The sequence below is a fragment of the Corynebacterium oculi genome, assembly GCF_001412105.1.
Taxonomy (GTDB): Bacteria; Actinomycetota; Actinomycetes; order Mycobacteriales; family Mycobacteriaceae; genus Corynebacterium; species Corynebacterium oculi.
In genome coordinates this window covers 189,761-215,624 of the sequence record NZ_LKST01000004.1, presented here as the reverse complement: position 1 = coordinate 215,624, position 25,864 = coordinate 189,761, and the positions used below count along the sequence as shown (strand labels likewise).

Annotated in this window: 26 protein-coding genes, 1 tRNA gene and 1 other RNA gene; 16 read left to right on the top strand and 12 right to left on the bottom strand. The window is 66.2% G+C overall.

All coding sequences use genetic code 11. From position 1 onward, the window contains the following. Positions 1–121: 121 nt before the first annotated feature. The 9 genes from Cocul_RS10725 (at position 122) to Cocul_RS10690 (ending at position 8,615) form a co-directional block, all read left to right on the top strand. Positions 122–1,012, top strand: coding sequence for a GDSL-type esterase/lipase family protein (locus tag Cocul_RS10725; RefSeq protein ID WP_055123282.1), 891 nt, complete (start codon positions 122–124; stop codon positions 1,010–1,012). A gap of 228 nt (positions 1,013–1,240) precedes the next feature. Continuing rightward, positions 1,241–2,125: an SGNH/GDSL hydrolase family protein gene (locus Cocul_RS10720; protein WP_055123281.1), complete on the top strand. Its 885-nt coding sequence runs from the start codon at positions 1,241–1,243 to the stop codon at positions 2,123–2,125. Between the two features lie 99 nt (positions 2,126–2,224). Beyond that, positions 2,225–3,445: a formate-dependent phosphoribosylglycinamide formyltransferase gene (gene purT / locus Cocul_RS10715; protein ID WP_055123425.1), complete on the top strand. Its 1,221-nt coding sequence runs from the start codon at positions 2,225–2,227 to the stop codon at positions 3,443–3,445. Between the two features lie 60 nt (positions 3,446–3,505). Then, positions 3,506–5,428, top strand: coding sequence for a fructose-specific PTS transporter subunit EIIC (locus tag Cocul_RS10710; protein WP_055123280.1), 1,923 nt, complete (start codon positions 3,506–3,508; stop codon positions 5,426–5,428). Positions 5,429–5,503: 75 nt separating this feature from the next. Next, the gene (locus tag Cocul_RS12515; protein ID WP_055123279.1) at positions 5,504–6,616 is read left to right on the top strand and encodes a chymotrypsin family serine protease; all 1,113 of its coding nucleotides are present in this window, start codon (positions 5,504–5,506) and stop codon (positions 6,614–6,616) included. Next, positions 6,617–7,789: a chymotrypsin family serine protease gene (locus Cocul_RS10700; RefSeq protein ID WP_055123278.1), complete on the top strand. Its 1,173-nt coding sequence runs from the start codon at positions 6,617–6,619 to the stop codon at positions 7,787–7,789. Between the two features lie 27 nt (positions 7,790–7,816). After that, positions 7,817–7,999 carry a hypothetical protein gene (locus Cocul_RS12935; protein ID WP_055123277.1) on the top strand — a complete coding sequence of 61 codons (183 nt, stop codon included), beginning with the start codon at positions 7,817–7,819 and terminating at the stop codon, positions 7,997–7,999. A gap of 14 nt (positions 8,000–8,013) precedes the next feature. Next, the gene (locus Cocul_RS12930) at positions 8,014–8,151 is read left to right on the top strand and encodes a hypothetical protein (RefSeq protein ID WP_245622225.1); all 138 of its coding nucleotides are present in this window, start codon (positions 8,014–8,016) and stop codon (positions 8,149–8,151) included. Continuing rightward, positions 8,148–8,615 carry a chymotrypsin family serine protease gene (locus Cocul_RS10690; RefSeq protein WP_150114466.1) on the top strand — a complete coding sequence of 156 codons (468 nt, stop codon included), beginning with the start codon at positions 8,148–8,150 and terminating at the stop codon, positions 8,613–8,615. The genes Cocul_RS12930 and Cocul_RS10690 overlap by 4 nt, the downstream gene beginning before the upstream one ends. Positions 8,616–8,932: 317 nt before the next feature. On the opposite strand, the gene Cocul_RS10685 is transcribed toward Cocul_RS10690, so the two are convergent. From Cocul_RS10685 to ffs, 7 genes are all read right to left on the bottom strand, one after another. Continuing rightward, positions 8,933–9,334, bottom strand: a complete 402-nt coding sequence (locus Cocul_RS10685) for a hypothetical protein (RefSeq protein ID WP_055123275.1) — start codon at positions 9,332–9,334, stop codon at positions 8,933–8,935. After that, entirely contained in the window at positions 9,331–9,990 is a 660-nt protein-coding gene (locus tag Cocul_RS10680) for a recombination mediator RecR (RefSeq protein WP_055123274.1), read from the bottom strand. The genes Cocul_RS10685 and Cocul_RS10680 overlap by 4 nt, the downstream gene beginning before the upstream one ends. A gap of 10 nt (positions 9,991–10,000) precedes the next feature. Continuing rightward, positions 10,001–10,327, bottom strand: coding sequence for a YbaB/EbfC family nucleoid-associated protein (locus Cocul_RS10675; RefSeq protein WP_055123273.1), 327 nt, complete (start codon positions 10,325–10,327; stop codon positions 10,001–10,003). 56 nt (positions 10,328–10,383) lie between these two features. Then, complete coding sequence (locus Cocul_RS10670) at positions 10,384–12,501, bottom strand: DNA polymerase III subunit gamma and tau (RefSeq protein WP_055123272.1); 2,118 nt, start codon at positions 12,499–12,501, stop codon at positions 10,384–10,386. A 21-nt stretch (positions 12,502–12,522) separates the two neighbouring features. Beyond that, the gene (locus Cocul_RS10665) at positions 12,523–13,134 is read right to left on the bottom strand and encodes a hypothetical protein (RefSeq protein ID WP_055123271.1); all 612 of its coding nucleotides are present in this window, start codon (positions 13,132–13,134) and stop codon (positions 12,523–12,525) included. A 42-nt stretch (positions 13,135–13,176) separates the two neighbouring features. Next, positions 13,177–14,445: an aspartate aminotransferase type Ic gene (locus tag Cocul_RS10660; protein WP_055123270.1), complete on the bottom strand. Its 1,269-nt coding sequence runs from the start codon at positions 14,443–14,445 to the stop codon at positions 13,177–13,179. A 150-nt stretch (positions 14,446–14,595) separates the two neighbouring features. Beyond that, positions 14,596–14,690: signal recognition particle sRNA small type (ffs, locus tag Cocul_RS11545), an RNA gene on the bottom strand. Between the two features lie 144 nt (positions 14,691–14,834). On the opposite strand from ffs, the gene Cocul_RS10655 reads away from it, so the two are divergent. Beyond that, positions 14,835–14,923 (top strand) — tRNA-Ser (locus tag Cocul_RS10655). Positions 14,924–15,027: 104 nt separating this feature from the next. On the opposite strand, the gene Cocul_RS10650 is transcribed toward Cocul_RS10655, so the two are convergent. Then, a complete protein-coding gene (locus Cocul_RS10650; RefSeq protein ID WP_055123269.1) occupies positions 15,028–15,939 on the bottom strand; it encodes an SPFH domain-containing protein in 912 nt (303 codons plus the stop codon). 161 nt (positions 15,940–16,100) lie between these two features. Then, a complete protein-coding gene (locus tag Cocul_RS10645) occupies positions 16,101–17,150 on the bottom strand; it encodes a peptidoglycan recognition protein family protein (protein ID WP_055123268.1) in 1,050 nt (349 codons plus the stop codon). A gap of 161 nt (positions 17,151–17,311) precedes the next feature. Here Cocul_RS10645 and bioB point away from each other — a divergent pair, with 161 nt between their 5' ends. Together bioB and bsaP are read left to right on the top strand one after the other, a co-directional pair. Next, entirely contained in the window at positions 17,312–18,304 is a 993-nt protein-coding gene (gene bioB, locus Cocul_RS10640; RefSeq protein ID WP_055123267.1) for a biotin synthase BioB, read from the top strand. Positions 18,305–18,316: 12 nt separating this feature from the next. Then, positions 18,317–18,607: a biotin synthase auxiliary protein BsaP gene (gene bsaP, locus Cocul_RS10635; RefSeq protein ID WP_055123266.1), complete on the top strand. Its 291-nt coding sequence runs from the start codon at positions 18,317–18,319 to the stop codon at positions 18,605–18,607. Positions 18,608–18,611: 4 nt separating this feature from the next. On the opposite strand, the gene Cocul_RS10630 is transcribed toward bsaP, so the two are convergent. Beyond that, the gene (locus Cocul_RS10630) at positions 18,612–19,979 is read right to left on the bottom strand and encodes an FAD-dependent oxidoreductase (RefSeq protein ID WP_055123265.1); all 1,368 of its coding nucleotides are present in this window, start codon (positions 19,977–19,979) and stop codon (positions 18,612–18,614) included. Positions 19,980–20,203: 224 nt separating this feature from the next. Between Cocul_RS10630 and pta the strand changes: the two genes are divergently transcribed. From pta to Cocul_RS10610, 4 genes are all read left to right on the top strand, one after another. Further along, complete coding sequence (gene pta, locus Cocul_RS10625; protein ID WP_082422296.1) at positions 20,204–21,568, top strand: phosphate acetyltransferase; 1,365 nt, start codon at positions 20,204–20,206, stop codon at positions 21,566–21,568. Beyond that, a complete protein-coding gene (locus Cocul_RS10620; RefSeq protein ID WP_055123263.1) occupies positions 21,568–22,761 on the top strand; it encodes an acetate kinase in 1,194 nt (397 codons plus the stop codon). The genes pta and Cocul_RS10620 overlap by 1 nt, the downstream gene beginning before the upstream one ends. A 95-nt stretch (positions 22,762–22,856) precedes the next feature. After that, the gene (locus Cocul_RS10615) at positions 22,857–24,215 is read left to right on the top strand and encodes a hypothetical protein (RefSeq protein WP_055123262.1); all 1,359 of its coding nucleotides are present in this window, start codon (positions 22,857–22,859) and stop codon (positions 24,213–24,215) included. 25 nt (positions 24,216–24,240) lie between these two features. Next, positions 24,241–24,771: a hypothetical protein gene (locus Cocul_RS10610; protein ID WP_055123261.1), complete on the top strand. Its 531-nt coding sequence runs from the start codon at positions 24,241–24,243 to the stop codon at positions 24,769–24,771. Here the strand turns inward: Cocul_RS10610 and Cocul_RS12655 are convergent, their stop codons facing one another. Next, positions 24,772–25,347, bottom strand: coding sequence for a hypothetical protein (locus Cocul_RS12655; protein ID WP_211257128.1), 576 nt, complete (start codon positions 25,345–25,347; stop codon positions 24,772–24,774). Beyond that, positions 25,344–25,814, bottom strand: a complete 471-nt coding sequence (locus tag Cocul_RS12650) for a hypothetical protein (RefSeq protein WP_055123259.1) — start codon at positions 25,812–25,814, stop codon at positions 25,344–25,346. Before Cocul_RS12650 ends, Cocul_RS12655 begins: the two co-directional genes overlap by 4 nt. Positions 25,815–25,864: the final 50 nt, after the last annotated feature.

Below are 25,864 nucleotides of genomic sequence, written 5' to 3'. Positions count from 1 at the left end.
TTAGAGTCCACAGTCTCCTGTGGGCTAGGGTGTAACGCATCGTATCCAAAAGTAGATAGAGAGCGTGTATGGGCTCCGCCGTGGTGGAACCCCGGTGCACGCATAAAGATTGGACGCATACATGAAGAAGAACATCGCCGCCCTGCGCGCGGCCGTCGTTGGTGCCGTGGCCGTGCTGGGCATGGGCCTGGCTGCCGTTCCCGCCACTGCGGCCCCGATTGTTCCGCTCCCCGAGCTGCCGGAACTGCCCGGTACCGTGCCGCAGACCACCCCGAACGGCAAGCAGATCGTGGCCTTTGGCGATTCTTATACCGCGCATGCGGGCAAGGGTGGCCCGCGCGGGGTGGATCCCGCGCAGACCCCGTGGGCTGCTAAGTGCGCCACCGATCGGGAGAGCTGGCCCAAGTTGGCCGGTGAGAGCCTGGGCAAGACCGTGGGCGATTGGTCGTGCAACGGCATGAGCGTGGACATGGCCCTGTATCTGGAGATGGCCATTCAGTACGGTGACCTGGGCCCGGATACGGAGGAGGTCGTGATTATGTACGGCGGCCTCGATCCCTTCTACTGGGTGGACGGTGCCGTGCAGATGGTGAACCCGGGCGCGGTGAATAATTCTTCCGCGTTCCGCCAGTTTCTGATCCGCGTGCAGGATCGCGTGCGTGAGGTGGCTCCGAACGCCCGCCTGACGCTGGCGAGCTACCCCGAGTACATTTCCGGCGAGATGTACTGCCCGGTGAACTTCGGCCCGGTGTCTACCCCGATTCCGGTTCCGGGTGCCACGGCGGTGCAGACGGCCATGCGCGATACCGTGCGGGAGACGGCCGCCGGCATCGGCGCGAACTTCATTGACGTGTACGCCCAGTCCATCGGGCACGGCACCTGCAACCCTGATCCGGCTCAGCGCTGGACCGTGGGGTTCATTGATAGCACCGAGCACACCATGCCCTCGCACCCCTCGAACGTGGGGCAGCGGGCGATGGGGAATATCGTGGCCGAGGGGCTGCGGGGCTAGTTTCCGGTATCCGGTAAAACTCCGGTAGGCCCGGTACAGGGGCGCGTGCTTGCACACACGAGGCGGCACGCGCCCCTGTGTTGTGAGGCGGGGCCGAAAATCTTTCACACTAGTCACACAAATAAACAAAAATCGCAGTGGTGCGGTAACGTGTAGCCGGATATGAGCGATACGCCTGGAGAATACAGGCGGGGAATAAGCGCATTGCCAGGATGGAGCCAAAGAAGCATGAAGAAGTTTTCCACGATGATGAAGTCCGCTGCGGCCACGGCAGCCGCGGCGTCGGTACTTGCTCTTTCCGCGGCCGTTCCGGCGGCGGCCTTGCCCAGCGTTCCGCTTTCCTCCTCCCCCTCCGCGCAGGATAACCACGGGCAGGAACTGGTGGTCTTTGGTGATTCCTTTGCCGCTCACGCCGGTAAGAACGGGGAGCGCTGGCTGGAGCCCGCGCGTGCCCCGCACATTCCGTTCTGCTCCACGGACAAGGAAAACTGGCCCAAGTTGATCGGGCAGCAGACCGGCAAGAGCGTGGCGGATTGGTCCTGCAATGGCACGGGGCGGGTTCCCGTGGCGGATCTGGCGAATTACGTGGAATCCGCCATTCGGCGTGGCGATCTGGGGCCGGGCACGCAGGACGTGGCGATCATGTACGGCGGCGTGACCATGCTTCAGTGGGCCGACCTCCCCGTGGAGGCCATAACCCCAAGCGGGCTGGACTTCACCCCGTTCCGCCTGGAACTGCGCGCGATCAAGGAACGGATTCACAGCGTGGCCCCGCGGGCGCGGGTGACCATGCTGAGCTACCCGGAGCTGCTCAGCGGTGATTTCTTCTGCCCCGCCAACATGGGCTCCACGCAGACCCCCGTGTTGATCCCCGGCGGGAAACTTTTGCAGGACACCATGCGCAATAACCTCCGCGATACCGCCCGCTCCATCGGCGCGAACTTCATCGACGTCTACCAGGCCTCCCTGGGACACGGCATGTGCAACCCCGATCCGGCGCAGCGCTGGACGGTGGGCTTCATGGATGATTCCGCGCACACCATGCCCATGCACCCCTCCGACGAGGGGCAGCGCGCGATGGCGAACATCATCTCCGCCGGTCTCTACGGATAAGAAAACGGATAGGAAGAAGCCGAAGGGGCGTCGATAAGCAGGCGTCCAACCAAACCAGGGATTCTGTGGCCCCGCCGCGATCGCCCTATCATGGAGCGCATGGTTAATCCGGAAGTAATCGGAACCCCGCACACGCCCTCCGCCACCAAGGTCATGCTGCTGGGCTCGGGCTATCTCAGCCGCGAACTCGCCATGTCCTTTCAGCGCCTCGGCGTGGAGGTCCATGCGGCGGATCGGGCGCGCAACGCCCCGGCGCAGCAGGTGGCGCACGTGGCACATGTGGTGGACGTGGCCGATGCCCGGGCCGTGACCAACCTGATCGCCCAGGTACGCCCGGACTTCATCGTGCCCGAGGTGGAGAGCGTGGCGGCGAACGTCCTCACCGCCGTGGAGGCCACGGAACAGGCCGCCGTGGTGCCCAACGCCAAGGCGGCGGAACTGGCGCTCAACCGCGAGGGGGTGCGCAAGTTGGCGGCGGAGGAGCTGGGCCTGCCCACCACCAACTACCAGTTTGTTTCCGAGTACACGGAGTTCGAGGTGGCCGTGGGGTCCATCGGCTACCCCTGCGTGGCCAAGCCGGACATTGGCGGCCCCGGGGCCAAGGATCACCGCATGATCCGCAGCGAGGAAGAGGTGGAACCCGCCTGGCGCTACCTCACCTCCGATTTCCCCGCCGAGGTGCCCCCGGAGGGGCAGCGCATCGTGGTAGAGCGCGTGATCGACTTCGATTACGAGGTCACCCTGGTGGCCGTGCGCTCCATCGACCCCGCCACCGGGAAACTGGCCACGTGGTTCTGCGAGCCCATCGGCTGCATTTATCGCAGCGGAGAATACACCGAGGCGTGGCAGCCGGTGCACATGGAGCCCGCCGCCCTGGATAACGCCCGCTCCGTGGCCGCCCGCGTGTCCAACGCCCTGGGCGGGCGCGGCGTGTTCAGCGTCAAGATGTTCGTCTCCGGGGAGGACGTGTACTTCTCCGAGGTGCTGCCGCGCCCCCACTGCACAGGGTTGGTCACGCTGTGCTCCCAGCGCTTCTCGCAGTTCGACCTCCATGCCCGCGCGGTGCTGGGCCTGCCCATCGACGTCACCCTGGTTTCCCCCGGCGCCGCCGCCATGATCCTTAGCCCCGTGGAGACGGAAAACCCACAGTACAGCGGCCTGGATCGGGCGTGCGCGGTACCGGAGGCCACCGTGGAGTTCTTTGGCAAGCAGCGCGCCCGCGAGGGACGGATCATGGGGGTGGCCCTGGCCACGGGAGAGATCACGGAGGCGGCGCGGGAGGCGGCCGCCCAAGCAGCCGGTGCGGTCACCGTGAGGTGACGGTAATCTGACGGTGATCTAACGGTGGGCCCCGCAAAGAGAGGGCCTAATCTAAGGGGCATGGATACCCAGAATCCTCCCCTCATCCTGGCCATTACCGCGTGCCCCACGGGGATAGCGCACACGTATATGGCCGCAGAAAAGTTGCAGGCGGCGGCCGAGGAATCGGGCGTGCGCCTCAAGGTGGAAACGCACGGCTCCATCGGCGTGGAGGGCACGTTCAGCGCCGCCGACATCGCGGCGGCCGACGCCGTGATTATCGCCGCAGACGTGGCGATCCCCAAGGATCGCTTCGCGGGCAAACGCGTGCTCGCCACGGCCGTGGACGAGGCGATCAAGCGCCCCAAGGAACTTCTCGAACGCGCACAGGAGGCCTCCGTGGAGCGCGGCGTCGCGGCGTCGGCAAGCGACCCCGGAGCCTCGGCAGGCGGCGCGCAGGAGCACCTGCGCACGATGTACCAGGCGCTGATGAACGGCGTGTCCCACATGATCCCCTTCGTGGTCACCGGCGGGCTGCTGCTGGCCGTGGCGCTCTCCATAGGCGGGCAGCCCACGGCGGAAGGCCTGGTGATCCCGGAGGGATCGTTCTGGGCCACCGTGGAACAACTCGGATCGCTGGCCTTCAGCCTCATGGTTCCGGTGCTCTCCGCGTACATCGCGGCGGGGATCGCGCAGCGGCCGGGCCTCGCGCCGGGCTTCATCACCGGCCTGGTGGCGGTCACGGGTTCTCTCTATGGCTCGGAGGCGGGCGCGGGCTTCATCGGCGGCATTATTACGGGCATCCTCTCCGGGTACGTGGCCCTGGGAATTAGGCGTATCCCGGTGAATAGGTTTGTGGCCCCCATCTGGCCCATCATCGTTATTCCTATTGCCACCAGTTTGATCGTGGGGTTGCTGTTCATTTACGTCATCGGGCACCCCGTGGCGGCGCTTTTTGAGGCCCTGATGAGCGCCCTTCAGGGGCTCGATGGGGGCTCCGCGATTATCCTGGGCGCGGTGATCGGCGGCATGATCGCCTTCGATATGGGCGGGCCGTTTAATAAGACGGCGTTCCTCTTTGGCGGCGGGCTCATCGCCGCCGGTAACCCCTATCCGATGGGCATGGCCGCGGCGGCGATCTCCGTCCCGCCCCTGGCCGTGGGGGCGGCCACGCTCCTGCGGCGGCGCTGGTTCACCCCGGCCGAGCGTGAGACCGGCGCCGCCTCCCTGGTCATGGGGTTCTTTGGCATCAGCGAGGGGGCCATACCGTTGGCGGCGGCCCGCCCCCTCCAGGTGATCCCGGCCAACGTGGTGGGCGGGGCCATCGCCGGGGCACTGGCCGGGTGGTGGTCCGTGGCGGATCACGTGATGCACGGCGGGCCGATCGTGGCGCTTCTGGGCGCCGTGGACGGCGTGGCCTGGTTCTTCCTGGCGCTCACCGCCGGGGTGGCGGCCACCACCGCCATCATCGTGATCGCGGTGGGGGTGCGCCAGCCCAAGGCGCAGAAAGCGTTGCTGAGCGAGCGGGCGGTGCTGCTCGACGCCCACCCCCGCGACCGCGAGCACCTGCTGCGCCTGCTTATCGACGCCGCCGGTGACCGCATCGCGCGCCCCGATCAGGTACTGCGCGCGGCGCTCGACAGGGAGGCGAAGAGCACCACGGCGGTGGGCGACGCCGTGGCGATCCCGCACGCCCGCTGCGCCGGGGTGCGCGAACCGGTGCTGGCGGTGGCCCGGTTGGGGGAAGCCGAGGCGGTGGAGTGGGACGCGCCGGACGAACAGCCGGTGCGCCTGGTCTTTCTCATCGCCGTGCCGGAGGAGGCGGGCAAGCAGCACCTGGCCATTTTGGCGCGGATCGCGCGGGCGCTGACCACCTCCGATTTCCGCGCGCGGCTGCTGAGCGCGGAGAACAAGAGCGAGGTGGTGGCACATGTGACGTCCGTCCTGCCCCCGAATGAGGGGAATGGCTCCAGGGCCCTTGTGGACAGTGGAGAGCGGACTTAGTGTGATCGGTGACCCGAAAAACTAATAGCGGAAAAGAGCGCACACATGAGAATACGGCGTACAGCATGGGCCCTGATGGCCTCCCTGACGTGCGTGCCCGCCGTGGCCACCGCGGCAGAGGTGGCACCGGGCGCGCCCATGCGGATCTACCCCGTGATAGAGCAGGACGATCCCCTGGCGCAGGCCCCGCAGCACATGGTTACGCAGTACTGCACCCAGGGCGTGCCGGGCACCGTCACGCTGCCGGACGGCTCCCAGAAGAACGTGATGGTCACTGCGGCCCACTGCGTGTGGGGAACCACGGCACAGCCGGATGAATCTCACCCGGAGATATATGTTCCGCTGCCCGAGGGAGACCGGGTGATCGGCGTGCGCGAGGGCGGCCGCCAGCCCTTCGAAGCCGGGGAGGAGGCGACGCTGGAGGACGTGTACCACCAGGTGATCGACGACGACTGGGCCACCATCGCCCTCGACGAGGACGCCGAGATGACCCGCGTGGCGGATTCCGTAGACCAGTTTGGGCAATCCCACGGGGAACCCGTGGTGCTCACCGGGGTGCGCGATTACCCCTACCTGGAACAGGGCCAGCTTTCCTTTGACAACCTCGGCCAGCCCATCTGCCAGGACGGGCAGACCAGCGGGAGAACCTGCGGAGTGCAGCTCATGCGCGTGGGCAACCGCCTGTGGAGCGTGCAGGCCATCGACTCCGGCGATTCCGGCGGCATCAATTACGATCCCCACACCCGCGAGGCCCTGGGCGTATCCACCGATGGCTTTGGCCTGCTGAGCATCACGCAGGCGGCCGACGTAGCCCTGGAGGAAACCTACGGTATCCCCGACGGGCAGGTCAACGAGCGTTTCCGCCTGCCGGAATCCGAGCAGCCGCACACCCCCATGCGCACGATGGACGCGGATCGCCAGGAGGCCCTGGCCTGGGTGGAGGTCAACGCGCCCGAGTACGCCCCGGAGCCTGCTTCCGAACCCCCGGCGGCCGTGGAGGTGGCGCAGGCCAATGGCCAGGCCGCCGTGGAGGAGATCGCGCAGTGGGGCGAGCAAGCCCTGAACTCTGTGCAGGATCCCGCTAGTATCCCTACCGTGATCGACAACGCTCGGGATAGCGCCGCGTATCTGGGAGACCTCGCGGCGGATACTTTCTTTGCCTTTGATGAAGCCCTTCGGGAGGGATAGATGAAAAACCGTGGTGTGTTCGGCGTGGTCAGCGCCGTGATGGGTGCGGCCCTAGCGGCGTCGATAAGCGCTCCCGTGGCCGGTGCCGCCGAGGTAGCCCCCGGCGCCCGCATGCAGATGTTCCCGCCGCTGGAGGGGGCCATAACGGAGGATATTCCGATGGAGATCTTTGCCCAACACTGCTCCCAGGGCGTGCCGGGCACCGTCACTCTGCCGGACGGCTCCCAGAAGAACGTGATGGTCACCGCCGGGCACTGCCTGTGGGGCATCGAGGGCTCCGCGATGGGGGAGATGGCCCCCGAGGTCTATGCGCCGCTGCCCGGGGGGAACCAGCTCATTGCCGTGCGGGATCAGGGCCAGCCGGTGCACCCGGCGCTCGATGACCGCGACCCCGAGGAACTGCGGCTGATGTATGACGGCGATGACTGGGCCACCGCAGAGATCGCGCCGGACGTGGGAATGACCCGCGTGGCGGATTCCATCGACCAGTACGGCGTCTCCCACGGGGACTCCGTGACGCTCACCGGGGTGCGGGATTACCGCGACCTGGAGCCCTGGGAAATCTCCTTTGATAACGCCGGGCAGCCCATCTGCAAGGAGGGGCAGACCACCGGGCGCACCTGCGGCGTGCAGGTGCTGCGATCCAGCAACGGCCTGTGGTACCTCGGAACCTCGCTGCCGGGAGATTCCGGCGGCGTGAACTATGATCCGATGACCGGCGAGGTTCTGGGCGTGACCTCCATGAGCGTGTACGGGCTCATCGGGCGCGCGCAGCCGGTGGACGTGGCCGTGGAAAAGGCCTATGACATCCCGGACGGGCAGGTCAACGAGCGCTTTGCCCTGCCGGAGTCCACGGAGGAGCACACCCCCATGCGTTCCTTCGCGGAGGATCAGGCCACGGTGCAGGACTGGGCGCGGGACGTCATCGCGGAGGAACTTCCCACCCCGGAGACGGCGGTGGAGGTGGCGCAGAACAACGCCGAGGCTGCCGTGGACGAGGTGAGTGGCCTGGTGGAAACTTCCACCGAGCAGGTTCTGGAAGATCCCACTAATTGGGAGCCGATTCTCCAGAATACGGCCGAGACCATTGATACGCTGGGAACATTGGCCGAGGACACGGCCGGTGCGGCTCTTGGGGCAGGCCTGGGTCTGGCCCTGCAAGAGCACAACTGAGTTGGTGAGAAGAATAAGGATAAGAAAATGAAGATTCGTACTTCCGCCGTGGCGCTGTGCGCAGCCGCCACTGCCGCCACCGCCGTTCCGGCGTTGGTCCCCGCAGCCGGCGCCGCCGAGGTGGCCCCCGGCTCCCCCATGCGCGCGGATGACTACAGCGAGCTCACCGACTCGCTGCCGGAGAACTGCCCGATGAGTACAAGCGCCTGACCTGCTCCCAGGGCGTGCCCGGCACCGTCACCCTGGCCGACGGCACCCAGAAGGACATCCTGGTCAGCGCCGGGCACTGCGTGTACGGCGTGGAGACCGTGTCCGAGGTGGGAGACACGGTGTACCTGCCCACCCCGAGGGCGATGTGGTGATCGGCCACCCCGACGCGGGCGGCCCCATCACGGTGGGGGACGAGGAGGACTTCTCGCTCCTGGAGGGCATGAACCAGGCCTTTAACTCCCCGGACTGGGGCACCGTGGAACTGGAACCCGGCGTGACCACCACCCGTCTCTCTGACTCCGTGGACATGTACGGCAACTCCCACGGCGAGCCGGTGGAACTGACCGGGGTGCGCGACTACGAGGACCTGGGCTTCTGGGAGGTCTCCGCCGATAACTTTGGCCAGCCGATCTGCAAGGACGGCAACACCAGCGGGCGCTCCTGCGGCGTGCAGCTCTTCCGCACCCAAAACGGCGTGTGGAGCGCGGGCCTGAACTACCAGAACGGTGATTCCGGCGGAGTGAACTTTGACCCGGAGACGGGCGAGGCCCTGGGCGTGACCTCGATGGGCTTTGGCACCATCGGCCGCGCGCAGCCCATCGACCTGGCGATCTAGGAGGGCTATGGCATCGAGGACGGGCAGGTCAATGAGTACTTTGCCCTCCCGGACTCCGCCGAGCCCGCTAACCCCACCCGCACCCAGGACGATGACGTCCAGGGCGCCGTGGCGTGGTATGAGGAGAACCCGGAATCCGCCCCGGAGATTCCCGATCCCCTGGACCTGCTGGGGCAGGAATTGGAGTCCAGCCTGGATGAGGCCCTGGGCGGACTCTTCTAGGGGCTTCTGTGCCTTAAGGCCGGGGTATCAGTTCTGAGAACTGGCACCCCGGCCTTTCTTCATGGGAGCCGCACCCAGCGTGCCTACTGCCGCGTTTACTTGCTCAGCACGCATTCCCCGGGCAAGCCCACCCGCCCGCTGGCCTGCACTCCGAGGGATTCCCAATCACCTAGGTCAAGGCGGTGTTCGGTGTCGGTGCTGCCCATCGTGAAGGTTTCCATGCGGGGCGTATCGCCGGTGCCGGTGATGCTCACCTCGATCTCATCGCCGGGCTGCCCGCGATAGACCAGAACGTTATCCTCCACGCTTAGCACCTCCGGGTCGCAGGCCCCCTCCGCGCTTACGGCACCCAAAATGGGATCGTCGGGGGTGCGTATCCCCTCCATGCTCATGGATTCGCTGGGTTCGGTCACCTCCACCGTGCGCTGCGTGGAGCAGCCCGAGGCCGCTAGGCCGATGGCGATCAGCGCACAGGGGAGGAACATGCTTCGCGTCATTCTATGGTGAGCCTTCCGCTGAGAGCCCGGGAAAGGGTGAGCTCGTCTACGAACTCCAGATCCCCGCCCAGAGGCATTCCCGAGGCGAGTTTAGAGATGGTCAGTCCGGGGAAATCGCGCAGCAGCCGCACGAGGTAGGAGGCCGTGGCCTCGCCCTCGGTATTGGGGTCGGTGGCCAGGATCACCTCCGTGATCTCCGGAGCGGAATCATAGAGCGGATTCTCCGGGGTGGAGTCCGCGAGCTGGCGATCCGGCAGGGCCCCGCCGATGCGTTGCAGCAGGGTGGTGATGTTCAGCTCCCGGGGCCCGATGTTGGCCAGGGGATTAAGCGAGCCGCCCAGCACGTGATAGCGGCCGGTGTACTCCCCGGTGCGCTCGATCACCTGAATGTCCTTGGGCTCCTCCACCACGCACACCACGGAGCGATTGCGGCCGGAATCCGCACAGATGCGGCACACCTCCGCCGAGGAGATGTTGCAGCAGATGCGGCAGAATGTCACCCCCGTGCTGACCTCCCCCAGCGCGCGTTGCAGGCGCGCAATATCCTCGGGATCGGTGTGCAGGAGGTGAAACGCAATGCGTTGCGCGCTCTTGGGGCCTACGCCAGGTAGGCGCGAGAACTCGTCGATGAGGTCTTGGAGAGGTCCTTCAAACACCGCTGCTACGTTACCCGAGCATCCCGCCGAGGCCGCCGCCAAGGCCCTGGGAAAGCGGGCCCATCTTCTGCTCGGCCAGCTGCCCCACCTTCTTGTGGGCGTCCGCGAACGCCCCGGCGATGAGGTCCTGCAGGGTATCCACGTCCTCGGGGTCTACCACCTCGGGGGAGATCTGCACGTCCTTGACCTCCCCGCCGCCGGTCATGGTGATGGTGACCAGGCCGTTGCCTGCGGTGCCGGAGACGTCGGTGGCCAGGATCTCCTTCTGCGCTTGCTGGAGCTGCAACTGCATCTCCTGGGCCTGCTGGAGGATGGCCTGCATATCGGGCTGAGACATGATGATGCCTTTCTTGTGGGGATTAATTACTAGGCTTCGAGTCTACCGGCCTCCCCCTAGAGCGGCTTGGCCCCTAACTCCTGGGCGAGCAGCTCCATCACCACGGTCATGGCGTCGCGGCGATCCCGGCTGCCGGGTTCGCTGGCGGCCGCGCGCAGCATCTCCTCCTCCTCGGACTCCTCCGCCGGGGTGGGTTCCGGCGCGAGGGCCTCCTCCGGGGGCGCATAGGGGTCCTCGGGCTCGGGGGGCAGGGGCACCTCATCCACCGGGGGAGCCGGATCGGGCTGCCGACGCCCGGCGGTGGGCACCGTGATTTTGGGCGCGGACGTGGGCGAGGGCGGGGCTTTGGGGGCCTGTGCAGGGGCGGTCTGGGGGGTGGCTTGCTTGCTTTCCCGCCCGCCGAGGGCCGCCGGTTTGCCCCACACGGGGGCGGATCTGGCGGGCTCCTTGGGTTCAGAGGAAGCGGAGTGTTCCCTGGGGGTGGCCTTGGTGGGGGCGTCCGAGGGATTCCACGGACGCTGTTTCGGCGGGGCGGCCTCGAAGCCTTGGGCGGTGGGATCCGTTCCCACCACGCACTGCACCTTCAACGGGGTGCCCGCCAGGCGGGCCACCGCTTCCGCGATGTCCTTGTTATTGCGCTCGGCATTGATGCGGGCGGCCAGCGCCCCGGTGTTGTGCCCAAGCACCAGGGTGTCCTCGCGGATCCCCAGCACGGTGGCCTCGGTGAGCATGATCTGGGCTACGCGATTGCGGGCACCGATGGTCTCCCGCAACTGGGCCCATTCGCGCCGGATCGTCTCCAGCGCCGAGGCCGGGGGTTCCTGCGTGGATTTCTCGGGGGCGCTGGGGGGAGCGGCGGGGGGCTGCGGGGCTTCCGGCTTTGGTTGTTCCTGGCGCGCGGGCTGGGCCTGTTGGTCCTGGCGTCCCGCGCGCTGGGAGGGGCGCTCGTACACGCGCCCCCCGGCCCCGGTGATCTTCCCGGAGGGGGCCGATGGCGCGGTGGTTGATTGAGTGGTAGCCGCCTGCACTGCGGCCTTGGCGGCGTGCTGCGGGGAGGCCGCCAGCGGGGCGGGGGGCTGCTCGGCGGGAAGCAGGAGGTGCGCCGCCAGGATTTCCAGGAGCAGGCGCGGGGAGGTGGCCCCGCGCAGATCCGTGATGCGGCTATTGACCTGATCCGCCAGGCGCGTGATGTGGGGGCCGGTGAACCGCGCGGCCTGGGCTCGCAGCACCTCGGCGCGGTCAGCGGGGGCGTCCACCAGGCCCATATCCAGGGCCTCGGGCACGGCTTCGAGCACCATGAGGTCGCGCAGGCGGTCGAGCAGGTCGGAGACGAACCTGCGGGGTTCGATGCCGGTCTCGATGACCTCGTCGATGGTCTGGAAAAGCCGGGGCTTATCGCCCTCGGCGAGGGCCTCCACGGTGGCGTCGAGAAGCGAAAGGTCGGTGACCCCCAGCAGCGGCAGGGCCTCCTGGTAGGTCAGGCCGCCCGGCCCGGCCCCGGCGAGCAACTGATCCAGGATGGACAGCGAATCGCGGGGGCTGCCGCCGCCGGCGCGGATCACGAGCGGGTAGACGGAATCCTCCACGGACATGCCCTCGGACTCCACCGTGCGCGCGAGCAGGCCCTTCATGGCCTGGGGGGTGAGCAGGCGGAAAGGGTAGTGGTGCGTGCGGGAGCGAATGGTGCCGATGACCTTTTCCGGCTCCGTGGTGGCGAAGATGAAGATGAGGTGCTCGGGGGGCTCCTCCACGATCTTGAGCAGGGCGTTAGAACCCGCGTTGGAGATCATATGGGCCTCGTCGATGATGAACACGCGGTACCGGGAATCCGCCGGGGCGTAGTAGGCGCGGTCGCGCAGCTCGCGCATGTCCTCCACGCCGTTGTGGCTGGCGGCGTCGAGTTCCGTGACGTCGAGGTTGCCCGGCCCCCCGGGGGCCAACGAGCGGCAAGAGGCGCACTCGCCGCACGGGGTGGAGGTGGGGCCGTGCACGCAGTTGAGGGAGCGCGCCAGGATGCGCGCGGAGGAGGTTTTGCCGCAGCCGCGCGGCCCGGAGAAGAGGTAGGCGTGGTTGATCCGCCCGGAATCGAGCGCGGCGGACAGCGGCCTGGTGACCTGTTCCTGCCCGACGACCTCGGCAAAGGAGGCGGGACGATACTTCCGGTAAAGCGACACGCCCCACAGCCTACCTGCGTGCTATCGACGCCAGTTATGCACCGGGATCTGCTCGGCCTGAACCTCGCTGAGGAAGCGGCTCATGCCCTCGCGCATGACGCGCTCGCGCTCCTCGTCCGTCAGCATGATGAGTTGGAGCATGACGGTCAGCCTCCCGGCGCCGGGGGTGACGCCCTCCCCGTGGACATCGCCCGCCTCCTCCGTGAATTGCGGAACGGGCCCGCCCCACATGAAGGGGGGAACGAGCAGGCCGTGCAGGATGGTAATCCCGGAATCGAAGCCAAACTGATCCACCAGCACGCCGGAGCGGTGCGCCAGATCGGGCAGCATGGTGCCCGGCTCTGCGGGCAGCACGGAGGCGTTCTTGCGCAGGACATCGACGGCGTTGCCCAAAACGCGCACGGCGGGAACCACAGACCCGTCAATGACGGTAAAAAGCTCGCTGCGCACGTCCGTGGGCGTGCTCTCCCCGTCCACCTGCAAGCCAGTATCCACGCGCGCGAAGTTCGTGGTGCAGGCAATGGCCTGGCCGCCGAACTCCGCAACGCCAATGTGCACACCACCGGCAGGGTGAACACTCAACTTGGCGGGCATGAAATCATCGAGCCAGTATTCCGTCTCAGACCTATTCACTGTCCCGTCATGCTCCTTCCTCTGCCGCTTCGCGCTTGCTTGCTACTCACCCAACTTCTCCACCGCGGCCAGCAACACGCAGGTAGCCACGCCGTCCATCGCCTCCGCAATCTCCTCCACCGGGGGGAGGGAGGGCGCAAGGCGAATGTTGCGGTCATTGGGGTCCCGGTGCAGCGGGAACGACGATCCCGCGCCCGTAAGCGCAATGCCCGCCTCGCGCGCCAATTCCACCACGCGCGCGGCGGTGCCATCGAGCACATCCAGGGAGATGAAATAGCCGCCCTGTGGAGAAGTCCAACGCGCTACATCATACGTGCCCAGGCGCTCCTGGAGAATCCCCAGCACACGGTCAAACTTGGGGGCTAACGACGCCGCGTGCTTGCGCATGAGGGAGCGAACCCCCTCCGCATCGCGGAAAAACAGGGCGTGGGCCAACTGATTGACCTTATTGGGGCCGATGCCGCGCGCCCCGGCGAGGGAGACATACCAATCCAGGTTCTGCGTGGACGAGGCGAAGAAACTCACGCCCGCCCCCGCGTGCGTGATCTTGGAGGTGGAGGACATCCACCAGAAGCGATTGGGGTTCCCGGCCTGCGCGGAGAGGGCCAGGACATCAAGCACCTCGGGGAACTCCTCGGTGAGGGTGTGCACGGCGTAGGCGTTATCCCAGATGATGCGGAAATCAGGGGCCGCCGCCTCCATCTCCGCCAGGGCCTTTGTTTTTTCCGCCGAGAACGTCACGCCGGTGGGGTTGCCGAAGATCGGCACCGTCCACATGCCCTTGACCTGGGAGTCCTTGACCAGCTCGCGGATCGCGTCCACATCGGGGCCGTCCTCCAGCATGGGGACGGGGATCATCTCAAAGCCGAACTTCTCCGTGATGGTGAAGTGACGATCATACCCGGGAACGGGGCAAATCCACTTGACCGACTCCTCCTGAGACCACGGGCGCGGAGAATCCGGGGTGCCCCAGATGTACGCGAGGCTGATGAGGTCGAACATGATGTTCAGGCTGGAGGCATCGCCCGCGATGATGTTCTGCGGATCAATGCCTAGCAGATCGCCCCAGATCTGGCGCAGATCCATCAGGCCGCGCAGGTTGCCGTAATTGCGTACATCGGTCCCGGAGGAATCGTGGTACACGTCGCCGGGAAGGGAGAGGAGGGCGTTGGAAAAATCTAATTGTTCAGCGGAAGGCTTGCCCCGGGTGAGATCGAGGCTGAGGCCCTTGGCCTGGAGTTCTTGGTACTGTCCGCGCACCTGGGCAGCGAGTTCTGCGCGCTGTTCAGGGCTGAGATCAAGGAGAGACAACAGGGGTTCCTTCCGGTGGGGGCGATAACGGCACAATAATGTAGCCCTATCCTACCTGCTGCGTCTGTGGTTTGGCTGGGTGCTGAGGGGTGGCCGAGGCGGATAACGGACGGCTGGCCAGAAGGATGAAATGAAGAGTTCCCCGAAAAAATAAGGGGACCTCGCGCACCCGCGAGAGCTCGCTGACCCTTGCTGCATTCCTGCCCTGGGGGAGTTCACAAGATACACGCCGCGCGAGATCCGGGTTTCGATTATAGCGCATGGCGAGGGGGTGGCCAAAGAGTGGGAGATGGGCCGCGAGGAGAGACGGGTGTGCAGGAGATTTGTTTCCCCGGTGGGGGTGAGTGTACTGTAGTCCCGGTACGCGGCGGTTATGCCGAGTGTGCGCTGGAGGATTCGACTAGCGGCCTATGTCACACGCCTGGAACGCGTGCGGGGTTCACGCCCCTCGTGGGTTCAAATCCCACATCCTCCGCCAGTAAGCCCCCTGACTTTTACCAGGTCAGGGGGTGTTTTGTGGTTCGGGGCGGGGCCTCGCCCACGGCCTGCCCCCTTGCCGTGCTTATTGAGGCTTACTGAGGCTTACTGCGCCCCCACCACGGGCTGCACGTCGGTGGGGAAGCAACCCAGCGGGGACTGCCCGTTATCCGCCACGATGTCTAGGCACTTGGAGGTCAGCACCTCGGGGGTGAGCGATCCCTCTAGGGCCTGGTTGGCGCGAGCCTCGGCCTCGTTGGTGGCCTTCTTCTGCTCCGCGATGCGGGTGCGGGCGATCTCGGATTGCAGCTCGTCGATCCGCGCCTGGGTGGCCTCATCGAAGTTGATGATGGGAATGGTGACGGAGTGAACCTCAATCTGGCCGCTCACCTTGGTGCGCATCTTTTCCAGGGTTTGCTGGGAGAGCACGGCCAGTGTGTCCTTATCGGCGTCGATGCTTTCCTGGGAGAGGGGGTCGTACCCGCTCATCACCTCGTTGAGGGCGGCGCGGAAATTGCGGTCAACGAGGTTGGATTGAATCCCCTCGAAGGTGCGGTAGTCCATGAAGAGTTCCTCGGCGCGATCTACCTTGAGCTGCCATTGCAGTGAGGCGTCCACGGTGGCCTTGGCATCATTGCCCAGGCGCACCTCGATGCTGCCCAGGGTGTTCTCGCCGCCGTCGCGGTAGATGTCATTTTGCTTTGCGCCGTCGAGCTTGGTCACGGATTCCCAGGGGGCCTTGATGTGCAGGCCGTTGCCCAGGGAGCCGGTGGGCTTGCCAAAGGCGGTTTTGATTCCGACGGTGCGCGGCTGCACCACGGTCACGGAGGAGAGGACGAGTATGACCACGGCCGCGGCGACGATGAAGCCGCCGGTGATTCTCATGGAACGCCTGGATACGGCGGGGGAGGCGGTGCTGCCGTCCGTGTTCTGACCGGGTTTTTTCTGGCTGGGGGTGTAGAAGAAGGTGATGATGCCGATGAGGATGAGGGCGATGGATAGGATGAATAAGAACATAAGACGCTCCTGCCTACGAAATGGTTGCAGTGCTCATGACGGTCAGTACCCGCACCCCCGAAGGGGTGCCCCTGTTCCGGGTAACTAACCTAAATTATACCAGATAATACCCTCAAATGGGGGTGGTTTTCGTAGGCTTTCGTTCCTCCCGACCCCTCCCGTTAGCCCCGTTCCGCCACGTGCTGCCGAATCTCGGGAAGTTGGTACCACAGGTTGCGCCCGGGGCAGTCCTTGGAAATGCCGGTGACGCTTTGCCAATCCCGGTGCCCGCTGATGGTGGGCTGCGTGATATCCACCTCTGTTGCGGGATTGGTGTAGCGCACCTGGCCGAGGGGATCGAGGGCGCAGGCGCGGCAGAGCGCGCCGAGCACCGTGACGAGCGAGCGGTAGGCGGCGGTGGTGGGGTGATCCTGGGTGAAGTTGCCGATCACGCATACGCCGATGTTGCCCACGTTGGCCTTGAACACGTGCCCGGCGGTGACCGCTTGGCCCGCCGAGGCGTCAGAAAACACAGCCTGAGCGGGAGTCCCGGTGGTGCGCCCCTGGTACACGGTGCCCTCAGGATCGATGAGCAGGTGATAGCCGATGTCTCCCCAGCCTCGCCCGCCGTTATCGGAGGAGGCATGAAAGCGGTAGATAGCGCGCACGGCGGCGGGCCAATTGTGCTGGTACTCGGGCTCGTGCCCGGTGGGAATCTCCGTGTGGTGCACCGTGATGCACGTCGGGGCGCCGTATTCCGGGGCCCAGGTCATGAGGGATTCGTCGGCTCCCCATTGTTCGCGGGAGAGAACGCGGAGGTCCTCGGTGACGGCGGCCTCGGGCTCGCTCGGCGCAACGGCGGAAGCGGACCGGTTGAGGGGGATGGCGGGACTGGTGAGCGGCGGGTGGAGATGCGTGCTGACCTCCGGCGGGGCCGTGATCTCGGTGGTGTTTTCGGGCACGGCGATGAGTTCGGAGCACAGGGGAAACTCCCCGTCGCGGCAATGCGGTGAGGGATAAACGAGGCGGGAGATGGTGGAGCCGTTGGCGTGAAAGCGCACGGTGACGGGCGGGGCGTCGGGAGTAAGCGTGGTGCCGGGGAAGCGGAGGCTGAGGGCGTAATCGTTGGGGTGGGCGGCGCGCGCGGGGAGGGGAAGCCGGGTGGCGGCGAGGAGGGTGCCGGCGGCGAGGGCGGCGCGGCCCAGTTGCCTGCGGCTCAATACGGTTTTCATGGGGAGAAACGTACGCCGCCTGCCGCGAAGGGGGTGTGGCGTGCGGAACAAAGAGAGTGTGAGGGGAAAGATCACAAAGAAAAATTGAACGCCGTTTAATTGGCTGGCTATGCTCGGTATTGATCCTCTGATCCCGCCACAACCGAAGGGAGCCACCCTCCGTGTCTATCCTCTCCGCCGCCCGATCCAAGTCCCTCAACGATGGGGAGGGGCTCGCGCAGGAGGAGGTGTTAGAAATCCTCCGCCTCCCGGACTCGGAGATACCCGACCTGCTGGAATTGGCACACGAGACCCGCTTGCGCTGGTGTGGCGAGGAGGTGGAAATAGAGGGGATCGTCTCGCTCAAAACGGGTGGTTGCCCCGAGGATTGTCATTTCTGCTCCCAATCGGGATTGTTTGAATCCCCCGTGCGCGCGGTGTGGCTGGACATAGAAAAACTGGTGGAGTCCGCCAAGCATACGGCCAAGACCGGAGCCACGGAGTTCTGCATCGTGGCGGCGGTCAAGGGCCCGGACGAGCGTCTCCTGCGCCAACTGGAAAGCGCGGTGGCGGCCATTCGGGCTGAGGTGGATATTCAGGTGGCCGCCTCCGTGGGCACGCTGAACGAGCCGCAGGTGCGTCGATTAGCCAAGGCCGGGATACATCGCTATAACCACAATCTAGAAACCGCACGCAGTTACTTCCCGCAGGTGGTGACCACCCACACCTGGGAGGAACGCCGGGCGACGCTCGACCTGGTGCGGGAGGCCGGAATGGAGGTCTGCTCCGGGGGAATCATCGGCATGGGAGAAACGCTGGCGCAGCGCGCGGAGTTCGCGGTGCAGTTGGCGCAGGTGGAACCCGCCGAGGTACCCATGAACTTCCTCGATCCCCGCCCCGGTACCCCCTTTGCGGACTATCCCGTCATGGATTCCCGCGACGCCCTGCGCGCCGTGGGGGCCTTTAGGCTCGCCATGCCGCGCACCACGCTGCGTTTCGCCGGAGGGCGGGAACTCACCCTGGGCGAACGCGGCGCGGAACAGGGGCTTCTGGGTGGGATCAACGCCATGATCGTGGGCAATTACCTCACCACCCTGGGCCGCCCGATGGAGGAGGACCTGGACATGATGGGCAAGATTCGGCTGCCCATCAAGGCCCTCAACTCGGCGGTCTAAGGAAGGCTGGCAGTGAGCCGAGAAGCTTTCGACGACCTCGCCGCCGCGGTGCTGGCCGGGGCCGAGCCGATCTTTGATCCTCACACGGGGGTATCCGGCTCGGGGGAGACCTTCGCCGGAAGGGGCGGCCGAGCCAAGCCCCGATCGCCCGGCGCCGCCTCCCCCGGTGCCCGCGCGGGCTACGAGCCGCCGCGCTACTGCCAGCTTTGCGGGCGGGCGCTGGCGGTGCAGGTATTCCCCCAGGGGTGGACGGCGCGGTGTTCCCGCCACGGGGAACTAGATTCCGCCTGGTTGGAGCGTTAACCGCCTACCCTTGCGGCCCGGCGTGGCGCACCATATCCTCCCACTCCACGATCTTCTTGCGCTCGCGGCCCTCGGCTTCGCCCAGGGCGCGCTCGGCTTCGTCCAGGCGGTGCCAGCCCTCCCAGGTGGTCACGGCGATGCCCTTGTTTTCCAGGAACTCCAGGGCGGCCTCGGGCGTGGCGCGCTCGGGCGCGGGGGCGGTGAGGGAACCCGCAGCGTGATCGGCCAGGAGCATCTCGATGGTCTCCTTGGCATCGGACTTGGTGTTGCCGATCAGCCCCACGGGGCCGCGCTTGATCCAGCCGGTGGCGTACAGGCCGGGCACCACGGAGCCCCCGGGGGCGTCGAGCACGTGGCCGCCGTCGTTGGGGATCACGGCCTTGGCGGCGTCGAAAGGCACGCCCGCAACCTCGTCGGAGCGGTAGCCCACGGCGCGGTAGACGGCCTGCACTGGCCAGGTGGTGTACTTCCCGGTGCCGCGCACCCCGCCGTTGCCGTCGAGTTCCATGCGCTCGGTCTTGATGGCGGCCACGTGGCCGTCCTCCCCGATGATCTCCACGGGGGATTCAAAGAAGTGAATGTAGAGCTTGTGGGGCGCGCCTTTGGGGTCGCGCATGGCGTACTTTTCTAGGGTCTGGCACACCAGGTCGGTGGACTTGGAGGCGCGGCGAGCCTCCTCGGAGGCGGCATCATAGTCAATGTCCTCCGGGTCCACGATCACCTCGATGGTGGGGGAATGATCGAGTTCCTTGAGCTCCATCGGGGTGAACTTGGCCTGGGCGGGGCCCCGGCGGCCAAAGATGTGCACCTCCTTGGCGGCGTTGGCGGAAAGGCCCTCGAACACGTTGTCCGGGATCTCGGTGACGTGAAGTTCCTCGCCGGTCTTGGCCAGCACGCGGGCGATGTCCAATCCCACGTTGCCCACGCCCACCACGGCCACGGCGGGGGCGGTGAGGTTCCAATCGCGGGTGAAGTCCGGGTTGCCGTCATAAAAGCCCACGAACTGCCCGGCGCCGTAGGACTCGGGCAGCTCGGAGCCGGGAATGGGGAGGTCGCGGTCGCCGGTGGCCCCGGTGGAGAACACCACGGCGTCATAAAACTCCTGGAGTTCCTCCACGGTCATGTCCTTGCCCACCTCGATGTTGCCCAGCAGGCGAATTTCGGGCTTGTCCAGCACGTTGTGCAGGGACTTCACGATCCCCTTGATACGAGGGTGATCGGGGGCCACGCCGTAGCGAATCAGCCCGAAGGGGGCGGGCATCCGCTCGTACAGATCAATCTGGACGTCCTGATCGGACTTCACCAGCAGATCGGAGGCATAAATACCGGCGGGGCCAGCACCGACGACGGCGACGCGAAGCGGACGAGACATAGGGAACATATTCCTTATCTATTGCGGGGATCTTGGGGAACCTATGGGCACACAGTGTACCGATGCGGGGAATGCGGGCGGAGAAAGCGGCGGCACGAGCGGTGCTGGCGGTAAAACTGGGGTGGGATTTTCCTCGTATCATGCGGGCTAAGACGGTAAAATTGGACGAGTCATCGCTGTTTGTGCGCGGGTGAAATTAATCCGCTCCGCCAGAAAGGTTGTCCATGACGCATCCTCGCTCCTTCCTGCTTACCGCCATTAACCGCGCCGTCGAGGGGGTGAACGAGGAACCCTGGGCCACCGAGCGGGGCCTGCGCCACCTCAGCATCGCCGGGGAAACGCAGCCCACCCTGGCCGGAGTTCTGGCCGCAGATCCCCTCGCCCAGGGCCCCGCGCTGCTGCGCGGCACGGGCAACCACCTTTTTGATGCGCAGGTGGCCGCCGCCCTCGGGGTACCCGTGGTGGCGCTTATCGACGCCCCCGGGCCCCACATTGACCTCGCCGTGGCCCAGATGGAGGACGCCGGGGCGGTGGTGGCACAGACCATCACCCCCGCCGAGTTCGCGAACCTGGGTGAGATCGAGGCCGAGGCGCAGCCCTACATGTCCGCCGAGGTCTTTGAGACCTGGCTGCTGGGCAAGGCGGCGGAGGCCACGGCGCACATCGTGCTCCCGGAGGGGGAGGACGATCGCATCCTGCGCGCCGCGCACGCGCTCCTGGCCCGCAACGTGGTGAAACTCACCATCCTGGGCAAGCCGGAGCAGATCGCCTCCCGCGCGGAGGAACTGGGCCTCAATCTTGAGGGGGCGCAGGTGGTGGATCATGAAAGCGATCCGCGCGCCGAGGACTTTGCCGAGGAGTTTGCCCGGTTGCGCAAGGCCAAGGGCGTGACGGTGGAGCAGGCGCGCGAGACGATGCGCGATATTTCCTACTTTGCCACGATGATGGTGCACACCGGCCAGGCCGACGGCATGGTCTCCGGGGCGGCGCACACCACCGCGCACACCATCAAACCCGCATTCCAGATCATCAAGAACGCCCCGGAGGCCTCCGTGGTGTCCTCCATCTTCCTCATGGTCATGCCGGGGCGGCTGTGGGCCTTTGGCGACTGCGCCGTCAACCCCAACCCCACCGCCGAGCAGCTGGGGGAGATCGCCGTGGTCTCGGCCAAGACGGCGGCCCAGTTTGGCATTGACCCCCGCGTGGCCGTGCTCTCCTACTCCACCGGAACCTCCGGCAGCGGCCCGGACGTGGAGCGCGCGGTGGCGGCCACCGAGCACGCCCGCGCCGCCGCACCACACCTCAAGGTGGACGGCCCGCTGCAATTCGACGCCGCCGTGGACGCCGCCGTGGCGGCCAAGAAGATGCCGGATTCCCCGGTGGCGGGCCAGGCCAACGTGTTTATCTTCCCCGACCTTGAGGCCGGCAACATCGCCTACAAGACGGCCCAGCGCACCGCCAACGCCCTGGCCGTGGGCCCGATCTTGCAGGGGCTGAACAAGCCCATCAATGATCTTTCGCGCGGGGCCACGGTGGCGGACATCGTGAACACGGTGGCGATCACCGCGATTCAGGCAGGAGGAAAGTAATGTCCTTTGCGCTGGTGCTGAACTCCGGTTCTTCCTCCATCAAGTTCCAGCTCGTCGATCCCGCCAACGGGGCCACCGAGGCCCCCTTCGTCAGCGGCCTCGTGGAACAGATCGGGGAACCCTCGGGGAAGATCGTCCTCAAGCACGCGGGGAACACCCACGAGGTTGAGGAAGAGGTGCCCGATCACTCCACCGGGTTGAAACGAGTATTCGCCCTCATGGAGGAGCACGGCTGCGGCCCGCAGCAGGTGGACGTGGTGGCGGTGGGGCACCGTGTGGTGCACGGCGGCATTCTCTTTTCCGCCCCCGAGCTCATCACCGACGAGATCGTGGAGATGATCCGTGACCTCATCCCCCTGGCCCCACTCCACAACCCGGCCAACGTGGACGGCATCGAGGTGGCGCGCGCCCTGCTGCCCGATATCCCCCACGTGGCGGTGTTTGATACCGGCTTCTTCCACACCCTCCCGCCCGCCGCCGCGCTCTATGCGATCAACAAGGACGTGGCCCTGGACAACGGGGTGCGCCGCTACGGCTTCCACGGCACCAGCCACGAGTACGTGTCCCAGCAGGTGCCCGAGCTTTTGGGACTGCCCGCCGAGGCCGTCAACCAGATCACCCTCCACCTGGGCAACGGGGCCTCGGCCGCCGCGATCAAGGGCGGCCAGGCCGTGGATACCTCGATGGGGCTCACGCCCCTGGCGGGCCTGGCCATGGGCACCCGATCCGGTGACATTGACCCCGGCATCGTGTTCCACCTGCACCGCCAGGCCGGCATGAGCATCGACGAGATCGACCGGCTGCTCAACAAGCAATCCGGTGTCAAGGGGCTCTCCGGGGTCAACGACTTCCGCGCCCTGCGGCGGATGATCGAGGACGAGGATGAGGACGCCTGGCTGGCCTATAACATCTACATTCACCAACTGCGCAGGTACATCGGCTCCTACATGATCGCGCTGGGCCGGGTAAACGCCATCACCTTCACCGCCGGGGTGGGGGAGAATGACGCCGCCGTGCGGGCCGATGCGCTCGCCGGGCTGGAAACCTACGGGATCAAGATCGACCGGGAGCGCAACGCCCAGCGAGGGGAGGGAGCGCGGGAAATATCCACGGACGATTCCGCGATCAAGGTCTTTGTGGTGCCTACCAACGAGGAGCTGGCCATTGCCCGGTACGCGGTGGCCTTTGCGTAGGGTGAGGGGCGCGCGGTGAGGCGGGAGGGGCGGCGTCGATAAGCACAAGGGGTTATCCTAGGCAGGCAAACTATCCCCCACCCAGGAGCCTCGCAGTGGCAGAGTTCCCCTACACCCCGCAAACCTCCCCACACCTGGCGGCCTCCGGCATGGCCACCATGCACTCGGATGCCCAATCCTCCGACGCCACCCCGCTTCCCGGCCCCGGCGCGCGGCCGTGGCGGGTCTCCACCGTCAACCTCGGCGGCGCCTGCCCCACCGTGCTGTGCGGTAGCGACGGCCTCGTTCAAGTGCTGGTCACCCAGCGCATTGGCTCCGGGCTGACGTTCCTGCGCCCCAAGGTCGTGGTGCTTGACCCCGACACCGGGGAGGTGCGGGGCGAACTGGAAATCACCAAGGGAGCGCTGCTGGGCGGCGTGTACGCCTTCCTTGACTCCGCTGACCGCATGGTGCTGGTAGACGGCACCAACACCCTGATGCGCGTGGCGCACGATCCCACCGGAAGCCACCTGTGGGTGGACGAGCGCCTGGACCTCGGGCGCTTCCTCCACCGCCGCGAGGGCGACCAGGTGGTGGGCCTGGTGCCGGACTGGGAAGGCCGCGTGTGGGTTGCCTCCGGCCAAGGCCAGGTGGCGGTGGTGGACGAGGCCATGCGCACGGTTCACGCCCTGAGCCTGGGGGAGGACGAGCGCATCGATAACTCCATCTCCGCCGCCCCCGAGGGCGTGAGCGTGATTACCTCCCGCGCGATCTATCTGCTCGACGCCGCTCCCGGCCAGGCCCCCGAGGTGCGGTGGCGGCGGGACTACGACGCCGGCTCCGCCCGCAAACCCGGCCAACTCTCCTGGGGCTCCGGGGCCTCACCCACCTTCTTTGGGCCCAGCGGAAGCGACTACGTGATGCTCAGCGATAACGCCGACGAGCAGGCCAAGGTCATCGTGTACCGCACCGCCACCGGCGAACCCGTGGGCGAGGCCGGGCTCTTCCAACCGGGAGCCTCGGGCACAGAAAACTCCATGATCGGCGTGGGCACCACCCTCATCGGGGCCTCCACCTACGGCTATCCCTACCCCCGTTACCCGGAAAACGCCGGGGAATCCGTGCCCAAGGAAGCGCCCTTCGCGCCGGGCATGGAGCGCTGGGACGTCATCGATAGCGGCCTGGTCAACGTGTGGAAGCGCGATGACCTCTACTCCTCCGCCGTGCCGCGCCTCTCCTGCCCCGACGGCTTGGTGTACACCTGCGAACGACGCCCCGGTGCGCTGGGCAACGGCGTGCGGATTCACGCCGTGGCTATCGACGCCGCCACCGGAGAAACCAAGTATGAGCAGCAACTACCCGGACTCATCACGCTCTTTGGGGTAGACACCTTGCAGATGGTGGGCACGATCAGCCCCGGTGGGGTGTGGTGGCAGGGCACCATCGGCGGCGTGGTGCGGATCGCGGCGGAATAGGAATCGGCGGAGTAGGAGAAAAGAGATGGATAGACGGAACTTTTTAAAGATCGGCGCCCTCGCCGTGGCCGTGGGGGCGATCAAAGTGGTGCCGGGCGCGGGGGCTGGTATCGGCATGGGGCCTGCTGCGGCTGCGGCCGTGGAGGGAGCCGGTGGCCTGCGGCTCGACCTGGCCGCCGAACCCACCTCCGAGGGCGGGGTGCTCACCCTCCTGCGCGTACACAACGGCACCGATAGCGCGGTGGAACAGGGAACGGAACTGCACCTGGTGGCGCGCCTCCTTGATGGTGCGGGCCTTGTGGGCGGGGCGGGCTGGGAACCCTCGGAGCCTTTTGCTTCTTCTACGAGCCCCGGTGAGGGGCGCTGGGTGATCGCCCTCCCCGAGGCCGTGGCGCCGGGAGAGACGGCGGAGGTGCCGCTGACCTGGACTTATGGTGGCGGTTCTGGGCTGGGGAGCAGCGGTGCAGCGGGCCGGGCGCAGGTGTTTGCCAGCCTGGTGGTGGAAAGCGATCCCTACCACGAGGTGCAGTCCCCCGAGGTGCTGGTGGAGGTGTGATTAGGGGGTGATTTCCGGCCACTCGGTTGTGAGATACGCCTCCACCGCTTGATTGCGGAAGGTATAAGGCTTGCCCCGTTTGATAATCCCGCGGACTTGGTCGAGCCGCCGTGTAGCCGTTCCTAATTTTGTCGCCGGACTAATTCCGGCTGTGTGCGCGATAGCACTCAACGTCCGTTCTGCGGGGTCTAATTCTCCCATGACCTCAACGAACAATCGTTCCTGCTCGGGGAGCCGGTCAAGAATGTTCGCCACGTGTGATTCCGCCTCGGCGCGGACGGTTTGCCACCCCACTAGTACGTCCTCGCGCGTGATGGTATCGGTGTTTCCAGCGTGCCAGGCGGAATTACCGGCGAGTTGAAAAAGGAATGGTTCCCCCTTGCTGAGGTGAATGATCGCATCGCGGGCATCTTGATCCATGTACACATGCTTGATGCCGCCCTCTTCATCGCTGATCTCCCATCCCTGATTGACGAGGAGAGCGAGGGCTTTCTCCATTTCCGTGGCGGTCACTGAGCCGAGCAGCGTTGTTTTGAACCGACGGGCAAATGTTGCTCCTTGACGGGTGCGCGTCATCTGCTCAAAATCTGGGAGGCCGGAGAGATATACCGCGATGGGAAGGTATCGTGTGATCTCACGATCTCCGGGGCCGGAACCGTCACTTCCTTAGCCAAAGCATCGCCCAAGGAGATGAGCAACTGCGAGAGAATCGCCTCGTCGGTGATGTTCTCGATCTCGTCGATGCAGATGAGCACCATCACGTTTGCCTTGATGGCGGCGCGCCCGATTTCCACCAAGAGGTCGGTGAGCGCGGTATAAGCCTCTTCGCCCTCGGGCTGAGAGAGGGACACGGAGACGCCGAGCGCGGCGATACTACGCACTCGATCAAGGAGCGCCGTTAAGCTTTTTTCCGTGCGGGTGGAAAGCCCCGCCTGATCCGCGATTGCGAGCAGGGCCTTGGCCACCCTCTTCAGAGCATCGGTGGCGGGAGGGATACGGAGTTGATCGGTGACCCAATCGCCCTGTTCCCGCGCCCGGCTCAAATCCGGGGGATCACGTCTGATCCCGGGCTGAACGGTGAGTCGATGAGGCC